This window comes from Providencia sp. PROV223 (assembly GCF_028479245.1).
GTDB lineage: Bacteria > Pseudomonadota > Gammaproteobacteria > Enterobacterales > Enterobacteriaceae > Providencia > Providencia rettgeri.
In genome coordinates, this window is record NZ_JAMPNG010000001.1 from 141,712 (window position 1) to 160,666 (window position 18,955).

General features: G+C 35.6%; 18 protein-coding genes and 1 pseudogene. 5 read left to right on the top strand and 14 right to left on the bottom strand.

Annotation, left to right across the window (positions count from 1 at the left end; translation table 11 throughout):
• Positions 1–4 precede the first annotated feature (4 nt).
• Positions 5–349: pseudogene (locus tag PR767_RS00685) on the top strand (DJ-1/PfpI family protein); the annotation flags it as partial.
• A gap of 713 nt (positions 350–1,062) precedes the next feature.
• Positions 1,063–1,365, top strand: coding sequence for a helix-turn-helix domain-containing protein (locus tag PR767_RS00690; protein WP_004910749.1), 303 nt, complete (start codon positions 1,063–1,065; stop codon positions 1,363–1,365).
• Between the two features lie 100 nt (positions 1,366–1,465).
• Here the strand turns inward: PR767_RS00690 and PR767_RS00695 are convergent, their stop codons facing one another.
• The 10 genes from PR767_RS00695 to PR767_RS00740 all read right to left on the bottom strand — a co-directional run bounded on the left by PR767_RS00695 (position 1,466) and on the right by PR767_RS00740 (position 11,518).
• On the bottom strand, positions 1,466–2,497 hold the full coding sequence (locus PR767_RS00695; protein ID WP_164528882.1) for a fimbrial protein: 1,032 nt from the start codon (positions 2,495–2,497) through the stop codon (positions 1,466–1,468).
• On the bottom strand, positions 2,488–4,968 hold the full coding sequence (locus PR767_RS00700) for a fimbria/pilus outer membrane usher protein (protein ID WP_272519744.1): 2,481 nt from the start codon (positions 4,966–4,968) through the stop codon (positions 2,488–2,490). The genes PR767_RS00695 and PR767_RS00700 overlap by 10 nt, the downstream gene beginning before the upstream one ends.
• 9 nt (positions 4,969–4,977) lie before the next feature.
• Positions 4,978–5,679: a fimbrial biogenesis chaperone gene (locus tag PR767_RS00705; RefSeq protein ID WP_102140365.1), complete on the bottom strand. Its 702-nt coding sequence runs from the start codon at positions 5,677–5,679 to the stop codon at positions 4,978–4,980.
• Positions 5,680–5,789: 110 nt separating this feature from the next.
• A complete protein-coding gene (locus tag PR767_RS00710; RefSeq protein ID WP_004910744.1) occupies positions 5,790–6,368 on the bottom strand; it encodes a fimbrial protein in 579 nt (192 codons plus the stop codon).
• Between the two features lie 1,604 nt (positions 6,369–7,972).
• Positions 7,973–8,206 carry a putative hemolysin gene (locus PR767_RS00715; protein ID WP_109913289.1) on the bottom strand — a complete coding sequence of 78 codons (234 nt, stop codon included), beginning with the start codon at positions 8,204–8,206 and terminating at the stop codon, positions 7,973–7,975.
• 91 nt (positions 8,207–8,297) lie between these two features.
• On the bottom strand, positions 8,298–8,507 hold the full coding sequence (locus tag PR767_RS00720; RefSeq protein WP_004910742.1) for a hypothetical protein: 210 nt from the start codon (positions 8,505–8,507) through the stop codon (positions 8,298–8,300).
• 467 nt (positions 8,508–8,974) lie between these two features.
• Positions 8,975–9,415, bottom strand: a complete 441-nt coding sequence (locus PR767_RS00725; RefSeq protein ID WP_004910740.1) for a YcgN family cysteine cluster protein — start codon at positions 9,413–9,415, stop codon at positions 8,975–8,977.
• Positions 9,416–9,435: 20 nt separating this feature from the next.
• Positions 9,436–10,092 carry a fumarylacetoacetate hydrolase family protein gene (locus tag PR767_RS00730; protein WP_004910738.1) on the bottom strand — a complete coding sequence of 219 codons (657 nt, stop codon included), beginning with the start codon at positions 10,090–10,092 and terminating at the stop codon, positions 9,436–9,438.
• 19 nt (positions 10,093–10,111) lie between these two features.
• On the bottom strand, positions 10,112–11,200 hold the full coding sequence (locus tag PR767_RS00735) for a lytic murein transglycosylase (RefSeq protein ID WP_004910737.1): 1,089 nt from the start codon (positions 11,198–11,200) through the stop codon (positions 10,112–10,114).
• Between the two features lie 48 nt (positions 11,201–11,248).
• Complete coding sequence (locus PR767_RS00740; protein ID WP_004910736.1) at positions 11,249–11,518, bottom strand: YcgL domain-containing protein; 270 nt, start codon at positions 11,516–11,518, stop codon at positions 11,249–11,251.
• A 129-nt stretch (positions 11,519–11,647) separates the two neighbouring features.
• Between PR767_RS00740 and minC the strand changes: the two genes are divergently transcribed.
• The 3 genes from minC to minE are packed head-to-tail and all read left to right on the top strand — an operon-like array spanning position 11,648 to position 13,476.
• Entirely contained in the window at positions 11,648–12,349 is a 702-nt protein-coding gene (gene minC, locus PR767_RS00745) for a septum site-determining protein MinC (protein WP_004910735.1), read from the top strand.
• A gap of 23 nt (positions 12,350–12,372) precedes the next feature.
• Entirely contained in the window at positions 12,373–13,188 is an 816-nt protein-coding gene (gene minD / locus PR767_RS00750; protein WP_004910734.1) for a septum site-determining protein MinD, read from the top strand.
• 3 nt (positions 13,189–13,191) lie between these two features.
• Complete coding sequence (gene minE, locus PR767_RS00755; RefSeq protein WP_004910733.1) at positions 13,192–13,476, top strand: cell division topological specificity factor MinE; 285 nt, start codon at positions 13,192–13,194, stop codon at positions 13,474–13,476.
• A 153-nt stretch (positions 13,477–13,629) separates the two neighbouring features.
• On the opposite strand, the gene PR767_RS00760 is transcribed toward minE, so the two are convergent.
• From PR767_RS00760 to PR767_RS00775, 4 genes are all read right to left on the bottom strand, one after another.
• Positions 13,630–14,400 (bottom strand): TonB family protein, encoded by a 771-nt coding sequence (locus PR767_RS00760; RefSeq protein ID WP_110731912.1) that lies wholly within the window; start codon positions 14,398–14,400, stop codon positions 13,630–13,632.
• Positions 14,401–14,467: 67 nt separating this feature from the next.
• A complete protein-coding gene (locus tag PR767_RS00765; protein ID WP_272519745.1) occupies positions 14,468–17,140 on the bottom strand; it encodes a TonB-dependent receptor domain-containing protein in 2,673 nt (890 codons plus the stop codon).
• Complete coding sequence (locus PR767_RS00770; RefSeq protein ID WP_272519746.1) at positions 17,091–17,480, bottom strand: hypothetical protein; 390 nt, start codon at positions 17,478–17,480, stop codon at positions 17,091–17,093. Before PR767_RS00770 ends, PR767_RS00765 begins: the two co-directional genes overlap by 50 nt.
• 18 nt (positions 17,481–17,498) lie before the next feature.
• A complete protein-coding gene (locus tag PR767_RS00775) occupies positions 17,499–18,911 on the bottom strand; it encodes a surface lipoprotein assembly modifier (RefSeq protein WP_272519747.1) in 1,413 nt (470 codons plus the stop codon).
• Positions 18,912–18,955 lie beyond the last annotated feature (44 nt).

Genomic DNA, 18,955 nt, shown 5'->3' on the forward strand with positions numbered 1-18,955 from the left:
TTTTGAAACCCTTGATGTTATGGGGCCTGTTGAAGTATTTGGCCGCTTAGAACATTGCCAAATTGAATTTATATCACCTTCAGGAAAGGCAATGACTAGCTCTCAAGGGGTTACAGTCAATACACGCCCTATACTTACCCCATTCTATCAATATATTTTGATACCTGGAGGGCAAGGTACTCGCTCATTATCGCAGAATGATGATTATATTCAGTGGCTGAAAAAACAGGTCGAGTATGCGGAAACTGTCATTTCAGTTTGTACTGGTTCCGCACTTCTTGCTCAAACGTCCCTTTTAAACGGCTTTAAGGCTACAACAAATAAGCTCGCTTATCAGTGGGTAACTTAACTCAATGACCGAGTATTATGGCAATCTAAAGCAAGATGGGTTCATGATAATAAGTTTTATACCTCATCTGGCATTAGCGCAGGTATTGATATGTCATTACAGATTATCTGCGATTTTTATAACCGAGACATTGCAAATAATATTGCGCTTAAAATGGAGTATATATGGAATAAAGATGCTAATCATGATCCTTTTTCAAAAGTAATCATTTAAGATGTTTATAGCTTTATTTAAATCAACTTATTTGATAGCTAATAAATATTATTGATTTATTAGTCATCTTTAATTATTCAAATAATAACTCCGCCAACCCATAAAAACAAAAAATTAACATTTATTCTCATGATTTAACTTTACACTTTCAATCTTACACATCCCAAAAAGAAAGCAACTAACTGAAAACAAAGAAAATAATTAACCATTTTTTATAACCATTAAATTTTAAGTATCAATTTAAATTTGTTAATATTAATTCTTATTTTAACAATCTTAGTTTGATGAATTCTTGCATTAGCTATTTTACTTATTTTCGTTATAATCCCTTACTATAAACAATGTTATTATTTATTAATGTTTAAAGCTCTAAATCGCGATTTTCATCATATTTATGTTCATTAAATCTTTTAAAACACTTTAGTTTTTAATATACTATCAAATGTAATTTTAATTTAGTGCATTAAATAATAACCCTTCATATAAATTGAGGATGTCATATGGACATTCATACTATAATTGGTATTAAAATAAAAAACCGGAGAAAAGAACTCGGTCTATCTGGAGCTAATTTAGCTAATAAATTAAATTTAAGTCAACAGCAAATCTCACGTTATGAAAATGGAATTAATAAAATACCTATCAATCATTTAGTTGATATCGCTGAAGCGCTAAATTGCCCCATTGAATGGTTTTTCCAAGGTTATACTAGTGGATTAAAAAATGAAAAAAATGATGCATCCGAACATATCAATAAAGAACGACAGTATGTTGCTGAAAGCATAATTGTTGATTTGAAATAAGTCTTCTATAATAACTACGAATTATCATTTTTAATATAAAATAAAGGCTGACTCTAAATATAAAATCAGCCTTTATTATTAAATAAAATACTTTTAATAATTAATCATATGTAATATCAAAGCGCATTTGAGCATAAACTTCACCGGGTGAAGTTCTGTCTTCATATTGAAAATAACGAGCGGTAAGTTCTATATCGATATCTTTTGTATCATTATTATTTAATGATGCTACACGATATGGGCGGCCAAAATTGATTGGGCTTTTATCTTTTCGTTCTATAACTTGAACACCAATTCCTTTTGCTGGGCTATAGGTACTTTGGTTTGCTAAAACACCGTTTACTTGAGTCCCTGTCGCTTTTATCCCGCTAAAAGTAACATCAATATTAGTCTTACCCGTAAAACTAGTACCGCCACTACATTTCAACTTTATAGTAAAATCTTTTTCACCAGCAGGCTGGTCTCTCGCTGTTAATTGAACTCGTTTTATAGGGTCTAACATTACATTTTGATTTTCACCACTTGTCACTTGGCAGGATGGAGAAACGATAGTAATAGCATTTGCATCTAAATAACTAACTAAGATTGGACTGTTATTAGGTTTATATCCATAAGTGGTATAAATACCACTTGCTAGTGTTCCGGTTCCTGTATATTTAGCCGTTTTTATTATACTTAGCGTAAAAGTAGAATCATTTAATGACATTGGGGTACTATAATATCCCACATTTGTAGGAAAAGTACTTGGGTAAGTCATAGAATGCTGCCGACCCGATGAACGGTGGAATTTTAAACCAATACCTTCAACATTCGTTTGGTAAACTTTCCCACCAATATCGCGTAAATCAGGCATGACCACTTCAGCCTCAATATTCACCTTTCCACGACACCAGAGGTAGGTTTGGTTAGTATTCATTGAATAATCTTGTGTTTTAATTACACTCCCAACCGGAAGGTTAGGATCTACAACAATTTTTCCAAGTCTCATATCTACTCTATATGCCGGCTGACTTGTTCTTTCGCAACTATTCATATAGATGTATCCAGGGCGCCCATTATTTGCAGATACGCCATTTGCGGTAAATAGTAACCCTACCCCAATATACCAAAACCATTGATTTTTTATTGACATAGAACTTCCTTACTATTTCCTGCAGCTAATGAGAATGTACATTGACCTTTATCCCACGTAATAATGGCATTAGTTGCAATTTCACTGCTAATGAACACCATACCACCTTGCCCAACAATACCGATTGCCTCACCTTTTTGGTCTGTCACATTAGCGCCAAATGGTAGTGGTTTGTTATTAGATCTTTTAACGTTATAAACCACATTTTTTTCAATCTTAGTACCAAATTTAACCTTAACGACACTACCTTCATAAGGAACTATCTGTGATGACATATTTTCAAAAATAATACCTTCAGAACTGCCTTTCGGGTCAATTTCGATTTTATTAGTGCGATAAGCTCTTACATAAGGCGCAATAGCATAACCATGACTATCAATTGTCGTCCCCATCGCCCCTACCACTGATGCACCTTCTGCGTCTTTCGCCTCAATCAATGCAATTGTGGTTGCATTATTCGGCGTTAGCGTTATTCCACCGGAGTGCAAAACTAATGACCCATTTGCGCCTACACCATATTGGCGATAACCTTCACCTTGGCTGTAATTCGCATTTGTATTGACCGACGATGTACGGTAGCTAGTATTAAGACCGATATTTTTCGCACCACCATTTGCAACTGAGGTATTGATTCCGTATGTCCAATTATTATCACGGTCAAACGTACCACTGGTACCTATTTGGCTACTTCCGAACTTTTCATTATTAAATGTAGTATTAGACGTTAAGGTGGACACCTGATTCTCTCCCCAATAAAGAGGAATGCTCAAGTTCACACCGAGCCTGTCATCTTTTTTATCATGGCTATTTTGTGTATATACCCTCATAAATGACAAACCATATGAAAGGCGATTGATGCTATTGTTGTAACTTAGTTGATATTGTTTTTCTATTCCTGACTTATCCCAATAACTTGAAATACGCCCCATGAAATAAATTCCACCGTAACCTTCAGGTAAATTTTGGTTAATAGTGTAACTGAAACCATTTTTTTCACGCCCTAATGTATCGACAACGCCACGTTTATCGTTATCAATAGCATAAAGTGCATTATTAATATTGTAATAATCTTTCGTTGAATATCGATATGCTGCTAACACAAGATTAGTGTCTGTTTCAGTGAATAACTTATTAAATGTAAAACGATAACTTTGCCCATAATCTGTACGATGATTTAATACAATGCGAGATTGCGTTACATCAATTGCAACCGCACCAATCCCAGTATTAATACCACTTCCTAACAAATAAGCTTGGTAATCATCAAAAGCAGTGACCCCACCATAAAGGGTAAATGTATTATTAATCCCATGCTGAAGAGTCGCTTGCATAACAAAAGGACGATTTCTTAAATTTTCAGAATCAGATTTACCGCCCGCTATTTGGTAACGCGTAAACCCTGGACGTAATAATTGTGCTAACGAAGAATACGGCACACTAAAATTAGTCTCGCTACCATCAGCCTCTTTTACTGTAACATTCAAATCATTACCATAACCCGATGGGTAAACATCATTCAAACTAAATGGCCCAGGAGACACGGTTGTTTGATAAATAATATTGCCATTTTGCCGAATCGTCACTAAGGCATTACTTTGAGCGATCCCCCGAATTTCAGGCGCATAAGTTGTCATCCCATCTGGATACATATTGTCATCCGTTGTTAGCTTAGCCCCTCTTAAGCCAATACTATCGAATAAATTACCATCCGTATAAAACTGCCCAATAGTCGCTTTTGATTTTAGTGCGGCAATGGGCCTTTGCAGATAAGTTTGATTGCTATTCCATTCAGAACCTGTAGAACGTTGCCAACCCAAATTCCCTATATGTTTCAATAGCCAACCATCATAACTTAAGCCAGCATTAACGCCTAAATAGGCGCTAGAGCTATTTGAACCTTGGTTTCCACTGATATGGCTATCATAGTAATTAGCCATATAGCCAATATTTAATGCAGGAATTCCTGTTTCCCAAAATTGCGAAGAAACATAACCCCGAGAAATTTTTTGTTCGTAAATTTGCGGTACAGAAATATCTAAACGTAGTGTCGACGTATGAAATATATCTTTAACTTCTTTGTCGCTGTTCCACTCATCCAACGGCAGACAAGTAGCACTGTTTTTATCAATTGATGGATTAAATTTTTCAGTATCAATACCTAAGTTTGAAAGTAACTCTCGGGTATAACAAACCCCTAATTGTTTATTTTTTTGTTCTTCAAAATTAAGTTCGTAACGCCCTTTCCAATCATTATTCGTATATACATCAACTGAATACTTTCCTGGACTAATCCCTGTCGCATTAAAACGGTCTAAATCAACGTTGTCTTTACTTCCCATAATAAAGCCACTATTGAATTCATAGGTTTCTTCTTCAGCTGAGGCATGGAATACGGGAACAATCCATGACGTAATAAAGCAGACTACAGAGAGTGTATTGCTATATTTATTGTTTAACTCTCGCTGTTTCATTATATATTCCTATTTTGCAGTTAGAGTCACCGCAACATCTGAACCATAGTCATTAATATTGTTAACAACAACCTTACTGCCAGACTTAATTGCCTGCTTTAATTCAACTAATGTTTGATTTTTGGGTTCTATTAAAACAGTTTTATCTGTAAGGCCAACCTTTCCATCGGTGGATATTTTTGTGACCGTAATATAAAAAGGTGTTGGATTTTCAATAACAATATTCTTACCATTTGTTTTGATAACTAACTGTTCAGGAGCTAATTCTCGGCTACCTAGCCCAACAGGCCGGTAAAAAAACTTAAAACGAGAACGAATTGCTAGCTGTAAAACATTCTGCATTTCCCCATCTTTGCCTTTTACAGTAGGCGGAATATCTAGAATATTAAGCCACCATAAACTTTCCCTATCTTGGGGAATTTGCCCTTTATCCATTAACTTTATGCGTAAATTTTGACCACCCTTTGCTTCTACTCGAGAAACAGGAGGAGTAATTTGAAATGGGGTTTTTATCGTATCAGGTGTTTCTGATGCATTACCTGTATCAAGCCAAGCTTGAGCAACCGCAGGACGTTCTGCTGTATTTGAAAGTTGTACGGTGATCTCTTTCTCATCTCCAGGGTAAATAAACCTCGTACCATTAACAATTATATTGTTAGCAAACGAATTAATACTGAAGATAAAGCAACATGCTAATACGATAGCTTTCATTTAAACCTCAAAACATAAAAGCGGCAGTGTTCTACCGCTTATTGCAATAATATCCATTAGTGTTTTACTACAACGTCTAATAACACTAACTTAAAACAACCAACCTATTCTTATTGATAAGTGATTTCGTAAGTTGCGTAGCTTTTAACTTCACCTGCAGTAACTTCTGTTGGTTTATCGGTGATATAACCTACGTAATATTGGAAACGTGAACCTTGGTCAATTTGGGTAATAAGTTCGGATGGTTGTTGATTGTCGCCGCCTGGTACGATGAATTTTTTAGCATCATCAGCCGATAAGACAAATTGGATATTCTTCGCACCAGTAGAATCAGTATTCGCTAAATAACCTAATTTTTCGCTACCACTTAATAAGTTACCACCAGTCCACACCACACCGATCGTTTTAGCGTTGCCGCCAACTGATGTTGCTGAACAGTTAGTCACATCAATTGCAAATGTTTTTGGTTTTAATAATGTACCTTTACCACCTGCTTGAATTTCTTCCAATGAAATTGGTGCTAAGTATACGCTTGCATCGCTACCTTGACCGTCAACAGAAACAGTACAAGAAACATCAGTTACTTTACCGTTAAAGTTAACTTGGCCACCGCCAACTTTATTTGCTGCATTAGCTGTTGATAAGCCGATGATTGTTGTAGCAACAGCGGTCAGTAGTACTTTCTTCATTTTCATTTCCTAATATGAGATTTTTATTCTTACATTTAAAGAACTTATTAAGTTTTTATTTAATTTATTGGTAAATAAAGAAAAATAAAAACTCCACCGCATATTGAATACAGTTAGTCATTTATGTTTCATTTTTAAACCATTTTTACTAATGCAAATAAATATCTTTCTTAATTAGTCCTATTTAGAATTTATAATCATATGCTCTATATGATTTCGAAGAGAGGATACATAATAACTTAAATTTTATTAAATCGTTTTTTTCATCACTTATTAATTTTTTGATAGGTAAAGACTATTAAAACAAACCTATTGATTGAGCATTTTGATGTGCTGATTCCACTAATTTACTCGTACAAAGCTTAATATTTAGATTTTAATATCTATTAATTTTGTATTATCTTATTTTAATTCAACCAAACTAAAAAATGAAAATTATTATAAAATACAAAAATCGTTATAATTGGATTGAATACACATTTTAATTCACATTTTGATACTTTCTGTCGCAAAATATCCACAATATTAATCTAATAATGAATATCACATAAAGGCTTAAACATTAATATAATTAATATTTATTGATCTGTGAAGATATGTAATACCCGTCAATTACAAATATTAAATTTCGAATTATTATGCTTGAATATCAAATTAACACACTATGGGTGTATAGGCGTTCTTTTATATTAACAGTCTGCTTTGGTCGTTATTAAAGTTTAAAAATGTGAATTTTTACGAGGTAAATGTCGATTTTAATCAAAATTAAAAAATAAATGGAATGAGGGAAATAAAAATGATAAAGGAAATAGCGATAAAATCGCAATATAATCCTTTATTCATTCAACTTGATCTTGTAGTAAAAACCAGAATACCAAATTATTTAGCCGAAGCTATGTTAAAAAAAATTATCATTATTTTTGATATAGGATAAGAAACCCCGATTAATTGTACAAACTATAAACTGTGTTATATCAATTTTCTTGCTTTATAACCTAATGAAAATAATGATGTTTTCTTAAAACGAACACCCCATGGAAATGTGGTCTATGCATCAATTTTTAACATTAAGAATATTCCTAAATAACTCATTGCGTGTGTTAAAGTGTGATCAAATCCAAAAAGCCATCGCTAAAAGATGATGTTTTACTCTATTACTTATCCACTAGCAGACAGTTTAACGTCTTTTTGGCAAATCAATCACTCTAATAAGACTAATTTATTTAGCAATTACATAACATAAGGTAGCTGTTTCTATTTTAGTACAACAAATTACCGGTTATGAGACATTAGTGGATAAAAATATTTTATATCAATAATTTGCCATAAACAGATGAGGTCATCCTTACTAAATCTATATGAAGCTATCAAAATATTGCCTCCCCCCTTATGATGAGCTTAATAAGTATTAGTCCTGTTATTACATCGCTATTTAGTTGATCAAATGACAAAAATACGCTGACAACTAGTAGTAATATCGGCTAATTTCAAGAAATAATTAATGCAAAATAGAAATATTATTGGATTGGAACTGTTAGATTGGAACTACAGCAAAATCTTCACTAAGTTTTCGCTGTAGCAGTAATCAAGAAGTGAATAATTGGTTAATGTTCGTTCTGACGGTATAGAGCCCACTCTTCTATTTTCTCACCTGAGGGCAAGATACAGTACCCGAGTTGCCCTTGCTCTGTTCTCTTAATTTCTAATTTCCCACCAATTTGTTCACAATACACCGAAGCAGGGTTGGCCATGCCTACCGCTTTTGACTCAATTGCGGTTGTATTGGAAACACATCCGGAAATAGCAGCAAAACTCACTAACATAAGTGTTTTCTTCATAAGAAATATTCTTTAGTTAATTTGGAACGTTTATTTATTATTATGGAATGAGACGAATATAAACTGATTTTATTAATAAATAAAAGCCATTTTACTTACGCCTTTTGTTGTCAAAAAGGACAATCAAAATGCCAAAAAAGGCAATTAGCAAACTGCCAATAATATAATTCTGCCTATCAAATGCCAGCCCTGAATCCTTCACACTCTCACCATAAACGATAGGAATACTTACATCCATATTGTAAGAAATAATCGCGGTAATGAGACCTATAATTGTGAGTACCACACCAAATGTTTTCATTTCCATCCTCCATGTTACTCTTACAAGAAATAGATTAGCTAAGTATCTTGAGAAAAGCAAAATGAGAGGTCACAAATCATCATTTTTCCTCAAATAAAAATATTATGGTTTTAAGATATAACATAAAAAATTGTGAGAGGTTGGTTTTAAAGATAGATTTTCATGCAGTTAAAATTTTAAGACTGATAAGGCTAATAACTAGAAGGCAATATTGAATATTTATTGAAAACTTCTATAACTAATAGAATAAATAATCACACCTTGTAGTAGTGTGATTATTATTTACTTTCATTTAACACACTATAATGCACCAATTAAAATGAATAAATCATCATCGATGCAACTTGGCTAAATTTTTCAAAAAAAGAAATTATTGCCGGTAAAATAGCAATATTTAGAATGGCAAATAAGCCTACAGTTGAAAGTGATATTTCCATAATAACTTACTGTATCATAGAGGGTTACTACTACCCCCTACCCATCGGCCTATTCATAATGTGTTCTTCCCAATCCACCACATCAATTTCTCTGACCGCGATATGGCGAACAGACACGCCTTCATTATGCATTGCCGCTTTAGAGCCGGTTTTTAATGGGTGCCAGGCCGGGAGAGGCTTCCCTTCTAATAACAAACGGTAAGCACAAGTGCTTGGCAGCCATCCAAATGTTTCTAAGTTATAGCGATTAAGTTTTATACAATCCGTTTCATAACTGAAGCGGTCTTCATAATGCTTACACTGGCAAGTTTTTAGATTTAGCTGATTGCAAGCGACATTAGTAAAATAGATTTCATCTGTATCTTCATCCATTAATTTGTGTAAGCAGCATTGCCCGCAACCATCACAGAGAGATTCCCATTCTTCATCCGTCATTTCATCTAAAGTTTTAAATTGCCAGAACTGCGACATAATACTTTTTAATCCTATACTTAAATAACCCGTGTAGTCAGCGAGTGATCATTAATTGATAATTTTAGCATATCACCAGAAGCTAATGGGCCAACACCTTCAGGTGTACCCGTTAAGATGACATCCCCTGCACGTAATGTGAAAAAGCGGGACATATAGCTAATCAGAGGTAAAATTGGCGTGATCATATCACGCGTTGAGCCCTCTTGGCGAACTTCACCATTTATTTCCAGAGAAAGCTGAACATTTTGTAAGTCATTTGGGTTACTAATAGGAATAAAGCCAGAAATTGGACATGAACCATCAAATGATTTGCTTTTTTCCCATGGCTGACCTGCTTTTTTAAATTTAGCCTGCAAATCACGTAATGTTAAATCTAATGCAACTGCATAACCGGCGATAGAACGTGATACACGATCTTCGTCTGCATTTTTTAATGGCATACCAATTAAGATTGCCATTTCAATTTCATGATGAACAGCACCAAAATCTTTTGGAATAACAATTGATTGAGTAATATCACACAAGGCAGTTTCTGGTTTAATAAAAATAACAGGTTCTTCCGGTATAGCAGACCCCATTTCTTTTATATGCTTTGCATAATTACTACCAACACAAACAACTTTATTTGCAGGGAAATCCAGTAACGCACCTTGCCAGTCACGATGTTGATACATAATAGTACTCCTATTATCGTTATTGTATTTTATTAGCGATACCATCTGCCATCATGCATACACTCAATGCAAAATAATACGAGCGGTTCCAATGCATAATGGTTCGAAAATTTTCGGTCACTAAAAATGTCCTGCCTTCAGGGTCATCCGGAATAACCACCCACGTTTTTACGCCTGAAGGTAACTGAGCGAATGCAGGTAATGTAACACCTAGTTCTTGCCATTCACTAACAGATCTTCCTTGTTCTGCTTTTACACCTTCCAACGTTTTATTAAAATCTACAGGTAAGTTAACTTGGTAACCCCATGGTAATTTAGCTTGCCAACCTTCTGTTGATAAATAATTAGCGATGGATGCAAAAACATCAGATTTATTATTCCAAATGTCCATTTTACCATCACCATCACCATCTGCTGCATAAGACAAATAAGAGGTTGGCATAAATTGACTCTGGCCCATCGCTCCAGCCCATGAACCTTTGAGCTGTTGATCTTCTGGGATATAACCTTTATCCATTATCTCAAGCGCAGCTAAAAGTTGTTTGCTAAAAAGCGCTTCTCTTCGTCCTTCAAAAGATAATGTCGCGAGTGCCGAGATAACATCTTCTTTACCCTGTGAGCGCCCAAAACCACTTTCTAATCCCCATAATGAAACAATAAACTGAGGTGGAACGCCATATTTATCACTTATAGCATCTAGAGTGGATCTGTTTTCTAAATATTTGTCATAGCCTGCATTGATACGCGATTGTGGTAATACGTTTTTTAAATAGCTTGCTAACGTAACCGTCGCCCTTTTCTCTGGTTGGCCTTTATCTGCTTTCACTACACGCTCAATAAAATGGATATTAGCAAAAGCACGTTCAATGGTGGCAGGCTTAATCCCCTGTTCAATAGCATGTTCTTTCAGTAATTCCACATAAGCAGGAAATTGTGATGGTTCACGTTGTTCAATAGGAAATGCTTTATCTAAAGCAACGACTTCTTGCGCTATAGCCGCATTTTGTTCTGCTGTAATCGGTTGAGTAACAATTGATTCGTTATGAGTTGCAGAGCAACTTGTTAAAAACAAACCAGCGACTAATGTATATAATAACGTTGGTTTCATTTGTCTCCTCCAGACTGTCATTGCTTTTCAGGATTTTCTTAATTTGCTCTAGTTATTCAGTTCTTTGTGTTCTGAAAGCAAATTTTCCACCGGAGGTGGGAATTGTAAGTAATAACCAACTTCTAAGAGGTCAGATTTAACCTTTGCCAAGTCAGCATTGGCGAGCTTTTCACGCTTATCTAATGAGACAAGCATAGCAAATTGAGGTGTACCAAATTGGGCTAATAATTCATCAGGAACACGTGAAAAATCATCTTTCTTCTCAATATAAAGATAAGTTTGGTCACGTTTAGGGCTTCTATAAATTGCACAAATCATTATATTTAACTCTTTTTCTTAGTTCATTAGCTTGCTTGAAGTATATAGTAACTATAACATGCTATTGTTTTACAGAATATCTTCACCCGAGGATTGTTTCGGAAATTTTAATTTGCTGAGTCTGGATAGATGCCACAATCGCCAATAGAACTTAAAGGCAGCAGTTTTACTCTTTCAGTTATTCACTTATACAGTGAAGAGCCTAAACTCATCAAAAAAGCGCTGCAAGATAAAGTAAATCAAGCTCCTGATTTCTTTAAAAATGCTCCTGTCGTGATTAACATTGCTGAATTATCCCCAAATGTAGATTTACAGAGCATTCATCGTTCTGTTATATCTGCGGGATTACGTATTGTTGGGGTTAGTGGGTGTACTAACCCGCAAATGCGACAAAAAGCAAACGATGCTGGTTTACCGATATTAAGCGAAGGTAAAAGTCAAAAACCTGTTGAGATTCAGCCTGAGCCTCAGGCTGCTACAGTTCAAACTGAGCCTTTATATCGTAAAACTCGTATTATCAATACCCCTGTTCGCTCTGGACAACGTATTTATGCACCAAATAGTGATCTGATCGTCACAAGTAATGTTAGTGCAGGTGCAGAACTATTAGCAGATGGTAATATCCATATTTATGGCGTGATGCGAGGCCGTGCATTAGCAGGGGCCTCCGGCGATATTGAAAGTCAGATTTATTGTACTCATTTGCAAGCTGAGCTGGTCTCCATTGCAGGTGAATATTGGCTGAGCGATCAAATCCCTGCTGAATTTCTCGCCAAAGCAGCTAAACTTTGTTTAGTTGATAACAAACTTAATATCGAATATTTAAATTAGACCTTATTTACAAGGAATTATTCATGGCACGCATAATTGTAGTGACTTCAGGTAAAGGTGGCGTTGGTAAAACCACTTCAAGCGCGGCCATAGCTACTGGCCTGGCACAAAAAGGGAATAAAACGGTGGTGATCGATTTTGATATCGGCCTACGTAACCTTGACCTCATCATGGGGTGTGAACGTCGAGTAGTCTATGACTTCGTAAACGTTATCCAAGGTGATGCAACCCTGAATCAGGCTTTAATCAAAGATAAACGCACCGAAAATTTATTCATTTTACCTGCTTCGCAAACACGCGATAAAGACGCATTAACGCGTGAAGGAGTAGGCAAAATTCTTGACGAATTGAGCGACGACCTTGGTTTTGATTTTATTGTTTGTGACTCCCCCGCAGGTATCGAAAGTGGCGCTTTAATGGCGCTCTATTTTGCTGACGAAGCCATTATAACTACCAACCCGGAAGTTTCATCTGTCCGTGACTCTGACCGTATTTTAGGTATTTTAGCGTCAAAATCACGTCGTGCAGAAAAAGGTGAAGAACCGATTAAGGAACACTTATTGTTAACACGCTATAACCCTGGCCGTGTAACCCGTGGCGATATGCTAAGCATGGAAGATGTTCTGGAAATCTTATGTATTCCTTTGATTGGTGTTATTCCGGAAGACCAATCTGTACTGCGCTCTTCTAACCAAGGTGAACCGGTCATTTTGGATACAGAATCTGATGCAGGCCAAGCCTATGATGATTGTGTTGCTCGTATTTTAGGTGAAGATCGCCCTATCCGTTTCATTGAAGAAGAGAAAAAAGGTTTCTTAAAACGCCTATTTGGGGGATAAATAATGGCTTTATTGGATTTCTTTCTGTCGAGAAAAAAAACGACAGCGAATATCGCAAAAGAGCGATTACAAATCATCGTTGCAGAACGCCGCCGTGGTGATAGCGAGCCCCCATATCTTGCAGATATGAAAAGAGATATTTTGCAGGTTATCTGTAAGTATGTCCAAGTTGACCCTGAGATGTTATCAGTGCAATTTGAGCAAAAAGGGGATGATATTTCTGTTCTTGAACTAAACGTTACGCTACCTGAAGGTGACGAAATAAAAACAACAACAGAAGAAAAGTAATTTGCAAAGAAAGCCGCTGTCTAATTTTAGGATTAATTCAATAGGTCGCGGCTTGCTTTTATCTTATTAATATAAAACAATAAATTAAGAACTACCCTCGGGCGCTAATTTCAAACAGCTATTCAGGTTGAAAGCCCACCGCTATTAGGCAATTTATAACTCGAATTCAATTGACAATGTTATCTGTTTTTTTAAACCCTCTGGTGGTATGCCAACAGGGCGACTCTTTGCTATAGCCGTCAACGCAGCTTGGTCGAGTTGTGTATGCATAGAAGACTTAGCAATACTCACCCTTGTTATCTCTCCCGATGACGTAAGCGTAAAATTCACCAGAACCTTTCCTTGAATATGGGTATTTCTCGCTTTTCTTGGGTAACGTTTATGGCGCTCTATTTCTCTACGTAATTTATCAATATAAGATTGATAATTCGCACTTATATTATCCCCTACTGCCCTCGTATTTTGCGCACCCTGTTCCCCTGCGGCATTTGATAAAGTACTATTTTGGCCAGCTTGCTGTTCTTGTTTTACATCATCGTTTTTTTTATTTTGTTGTTGTTCTTTCCGCTTAATCACTTTTTTATTTGGTTGTTTTTGTTCTTTTTTCTCGATAACTTTTTTCTGTACATCCGAAACTTTATTTTCATCACTATGCGTACTTTTTTTATTAGCAACTTTGATTACCGCATTTTCATTTTGTTGCGGTTCAGAAAGTAAACCGCCAGTTAGTTTATTATTTAATGTGACATCACTTATTTGCTTTTCAATTACATTTTGCGTCAATGCAATAGAGATAATCGCCGCCTTTATTGGCGTATAAATTTGTGCGTGACGTGTTTTTTCAGCACTTAAGCAATAAAAAACGATACCAAAATGAAATAATAGCGAAACCATAACAGCAAAATTAAAACGTAGAGTAAGCATTTTAATATCCCTAATAGCCCCTTCGCTAATGCCAAAACATAACTACATCAACGAAGGGGAATCCCTTTTAGAAGCGACTTGTTACATTGAAGCGTATAGTTCTACCCGGTGCCGGCATCATACTGCGGGTTAGAGGATCAATATAATATTCATCAAATAAATTTGTAGCTAATAATTCAAACGATAGGTCTTTATTAAACTGGTAATTAACATAAGCATCAGCAGTAAAAACCGCATTCCAGCTCATTGGGCTATTATTTAATGGTGCATATGAGAATGGATATTTATCTATCATTTCCGCCTCATCCTCATTTTTTGCTTTACTGTGATAACGCATACGGCTACCCACTTCCAAGCTTTCATCTAAAAAACGTAAACCTAGGTTGGCATGAATACTGTATTTGGGTTGCAATTGAGTACGTAAATAGCCGCCGGGGAACCCAGCTGTTGTACACTCTGAGCCCCCAAATTTATTATAGGGGTCCATCACCATCAATGAGACTTCATCACAAACTTCATTTTTTAAGCGGTAATCTACCCCTAAGTCACCAAATACCCAGCCATTATCATAACGTGCCAATAGTTCCAAACCAGCTGTGTTATGTTTATCAACCTGCGTAAAGACTAACCTGTCGTTCCTATCAAAGGCATTTGTGACTACGGTGTTGTAGTAATTTATACGTAAGTCAGCATGATTTTCTGCCGCAACCAGTTCTTGGAAATTACGCACATATCCCAGTTCTATTGTATGGCTACGTTCTGGCAAATAAACCGGCGGCACATAGTTTGCTTCACGTCCCCCTGAAAAACCAATAGTGTCTTCAAAGATACTTGGCATTCTAACGGTCTCTAAATAACGCCCAAATATTCGGTCGTTCTCTGTTAGGTAAATAGTTGCTCCTAACGCTGGCGCCCAAGCCGATTCTTCATTTCTTTTTGGCGCTTTAAATTTTTGGTCATCTGTGAACATAACTTCATCTGTTTTTTTATTACTAAGCGATCCCAATCGATATTTTTTCGCTTTTAAACCTGTTACGGGATCTATTATTTCTTCTTTTAAATCAATCTCGCCATTATAGAATGGGTTATTTTTGCGTATAAACCGGTTATTTTCATCGACCTTCCATTTCACTATATTGTTTCTTTCTGTAATTCTAAACTCAAATTTTTTTCTATTTATATCCTCTCGATAGCTAGCATCACTTAATGAATTAGCTTTCATTTTTAGTGCTTTTTCGATAAAAATTCTCTGATTATAAAGTTTTTCTTTTATATCTTCGTATGTATTCCCTTTATCATCAACATACTGCTGTATTGTTTGGTATTCTTCTGCACTTAATAAACGGGATAACCTATAGTTTCGAGCGGTTATATGGCTATAGGGCGCATAATTTACATCTTTGGCCGCAATGCGTCTCTCTTTTAATAAATCCCTTGACCAATAGCTAATATATTGAGCCCCCGCATTCAGGCTTAACCAATCAGTAGGCTGCCAATCAAACCGAATAGTACCATTATATTCCCGACGCTTACCTTCCCTTGGGATAGCACGGAACATGTTCCCCTTGGGGCTAGAATCCGAATTAAAAATATCTTCACGACTACCAATGGTTTCATCAATTAGGCTTCCCATTAAAGTCACTTTAAATTCAGGTGTAATTTGAAACTTATTGGATAATGAAACACCATAGCGATCGTTAAGTTGGTTTAATTTAATGCCATCAACTAAGGTGCCATTAATGGCAGGGTTTTTAGCCACATTTTTATCTCGACCAAATTCATAATTCCAATCTCTTTCCATTGGTTCCCTAGGCTGGCCACCTGCGGTATTTGAGTTTAAATTAGTTTTTGTCAACCAATAACCTAAGCGAAAATCAATCCAACCAATGGACTCAGGTTTGAACGAATAATTGGCGTAAAAAGTATTTAGCGCCAAGTAAGCCAAAGGCCATTGCGGAATTTTCCCCTCAAGATCATGATAACGAATTTGTGATGGCATAATTTCGCCATAATGACTCACTGTACGCATATAACCCAGAGATAAATCTTGCGCATTCGGTAACATCAAATTTAATTTAGTCAACAACGTCGACATTTCATTCGAGGTATTCGCCACCTCTGTATTTGGCCCGTAAATTCTGGCTACAAAGGGTATATAGGGGTCTATCGCCTTATTTGTGTTATTAGGGTCATAGGTAATAATATCATCATAAAATTTATCCGCCCCACGGCGCCCTGCAAAATAGTTGCCTTGGTTGCGGTAGCTGTATGCCAGCATCAAATCAAACTTTTCTTGCCGTGTTCCAACGGCAATGCGTGCTGCGTTATCTTGCAGATTAAAGAAATTGGCGTTACCTTTACTACGAGCATCAACAAGCATTTCGTGATCTTGAAAATAAATTCCACGAAACTTCTGCATGTCTAACGTACTCAATAGGCGCTTATCATCACGATAATCTATACCGTGGTTTAAATGGTTAATCCGCGGCTTTGTAGAGTTACTCGATGTTTCTAATTTAATATCAAAACCAAATTTGTCATTTTTATCCATAACATCGTCAATACCAATGGTGGTTATCGCCACTCCACCGCCTGTCGATGTACGCACATTACGGTCTAGCGTTGCGCTTTTCATTACTTTAATACTGCTAATCATATTCGGGTCGATATAATTGCGGTTATTCGCCCCGTTATAGCCACGCCACACAGTGATAGCCTGTTCTGTGCCATCCACAGTCACCGGAACACGCCCTTTGCCCCTGTATCCCTCGTACATTGGGGTCTATCGCCCCGCTATTACGGGCGTCACCACTATATACCCCTACTGCATGGTTAATGGTGTCTGCGGGGTTAGTGCCTTTATAACGATCAATTTCTTCTTTACTAATATAAATGTTTGATTCGTCTTTATCATATTGGTCGTCCGCCCCTTTTCTATCACGCTCTTTGATAGTGGTCGCTTTATCATTTACCACAATAGAGCCGATGTTTTCGCTTTGTTGGGCGTAGACTAAACTTGCAATACTGCTAATAGATAACCCTGTCACGATATTAATGGCTATCACTGTTTTGATTTTCATTATCTGTTCCGGTGAAAATTAAAATTTCTTGGTGAAATTGACACCGACTTCACTTTGCTTAAAAGAATAAATAATATCTGCCGTGCTTTTATTCACTTGGCTATTAAAATAAATAGAAGGTGTAAAGGTTAATATTTTATTTTTATCAAATGTTACTTGGGCATTTAAATATCTATTTTGATCTTTTCTTTTTACATTTAAATACACATCAAACTGTTCGAAATTTGTTTGCTTGTAACCTACCGCAACAAGTAAATCACACAGTTCGGTGACCTTTAAAAAACCGGCTCTAATCCCATACTGTGAATAACTATCACTATTGCGTTGTTTTTCCCGATTGGCTCCATGTATTCCCCCAAAAGCGACTAACTGAGAATCAACTAAATAGGTCCCAAATAGTGAATAGATCCATTTATCACCATCATTAAAACTATACTCATGAGGATACGTTTTATTTTTATATTCAAAATCACCTAAAATAGTTACTCTATGATTTAACGTATATTCTGTTGCTATTTTTCCTCCTAGGCTTAAATTATAATATTGGTTATCATGCCATTTGGCTTCAAATATGGGCAATATGCCGATTTTTGTATTCGCATTCTCAAATTGATAACCCCCGCTAACAAATATATTTATTTTTCTAGCCGTGACTGTTTTCATCGGTTCTAACCCAAACGCACCGAATGATAATAGCCCTGAATGGTTACCCACGAGAGGAAACCGCTTTGTTGATTTAATATAATAATGCCATTTTCCACCTGCGATAGACTGATTGCTGCTATTCATACATTTACTACGAAAACAGTACATTTCACGGCTATTTGATGCTTCATTTAAATTAAAATCATAACTTGAACCTAGCTTAACCATTCCTTGCCAGCGATTTTTATTCTCTAAATATATTATTTTATTTTCAATATATTCAGCTAACTTACTTGATATTCCCCCGCTATGTTTTGTTTTTATATTCTGATATATCGACAATGCTGCCTCATAATGTTTAACATAAGTTAGTGCTCGTGCAAGTTTTAACTCAACCAAAAGCATATTAGGCTTGTGAATTAAAATTTCATTATATAACCTAATTGCCAAATCATATTCATCATTTAATATCGCCTTTTCAGAGTGAATATATTTAACCAACTCTTTATCATGGTCTTTATGACTAACATAATTATCAATAATTTTATTTATTGCATCAAAATGCCTCTTCTGAATTAGATCATAAAGAATAAAGCCAAGTTCGTCGATATTTTTTTTACTATATTTTATATTATTTATTTCTGACTGATATTTTTTGTTACTATAACCATTTAGACCATTAGTAATCTCCTCTTTTATATCTTGAACTGCCTGTGCTGAGCGTGGAGAAAAAAATAATAATAAAATTATATATATTAAATTTATTTTTTTATTAAAAATAAACATATTAAGATTACCATTTTAATGATACAAATAAAAAAGTAGACAAA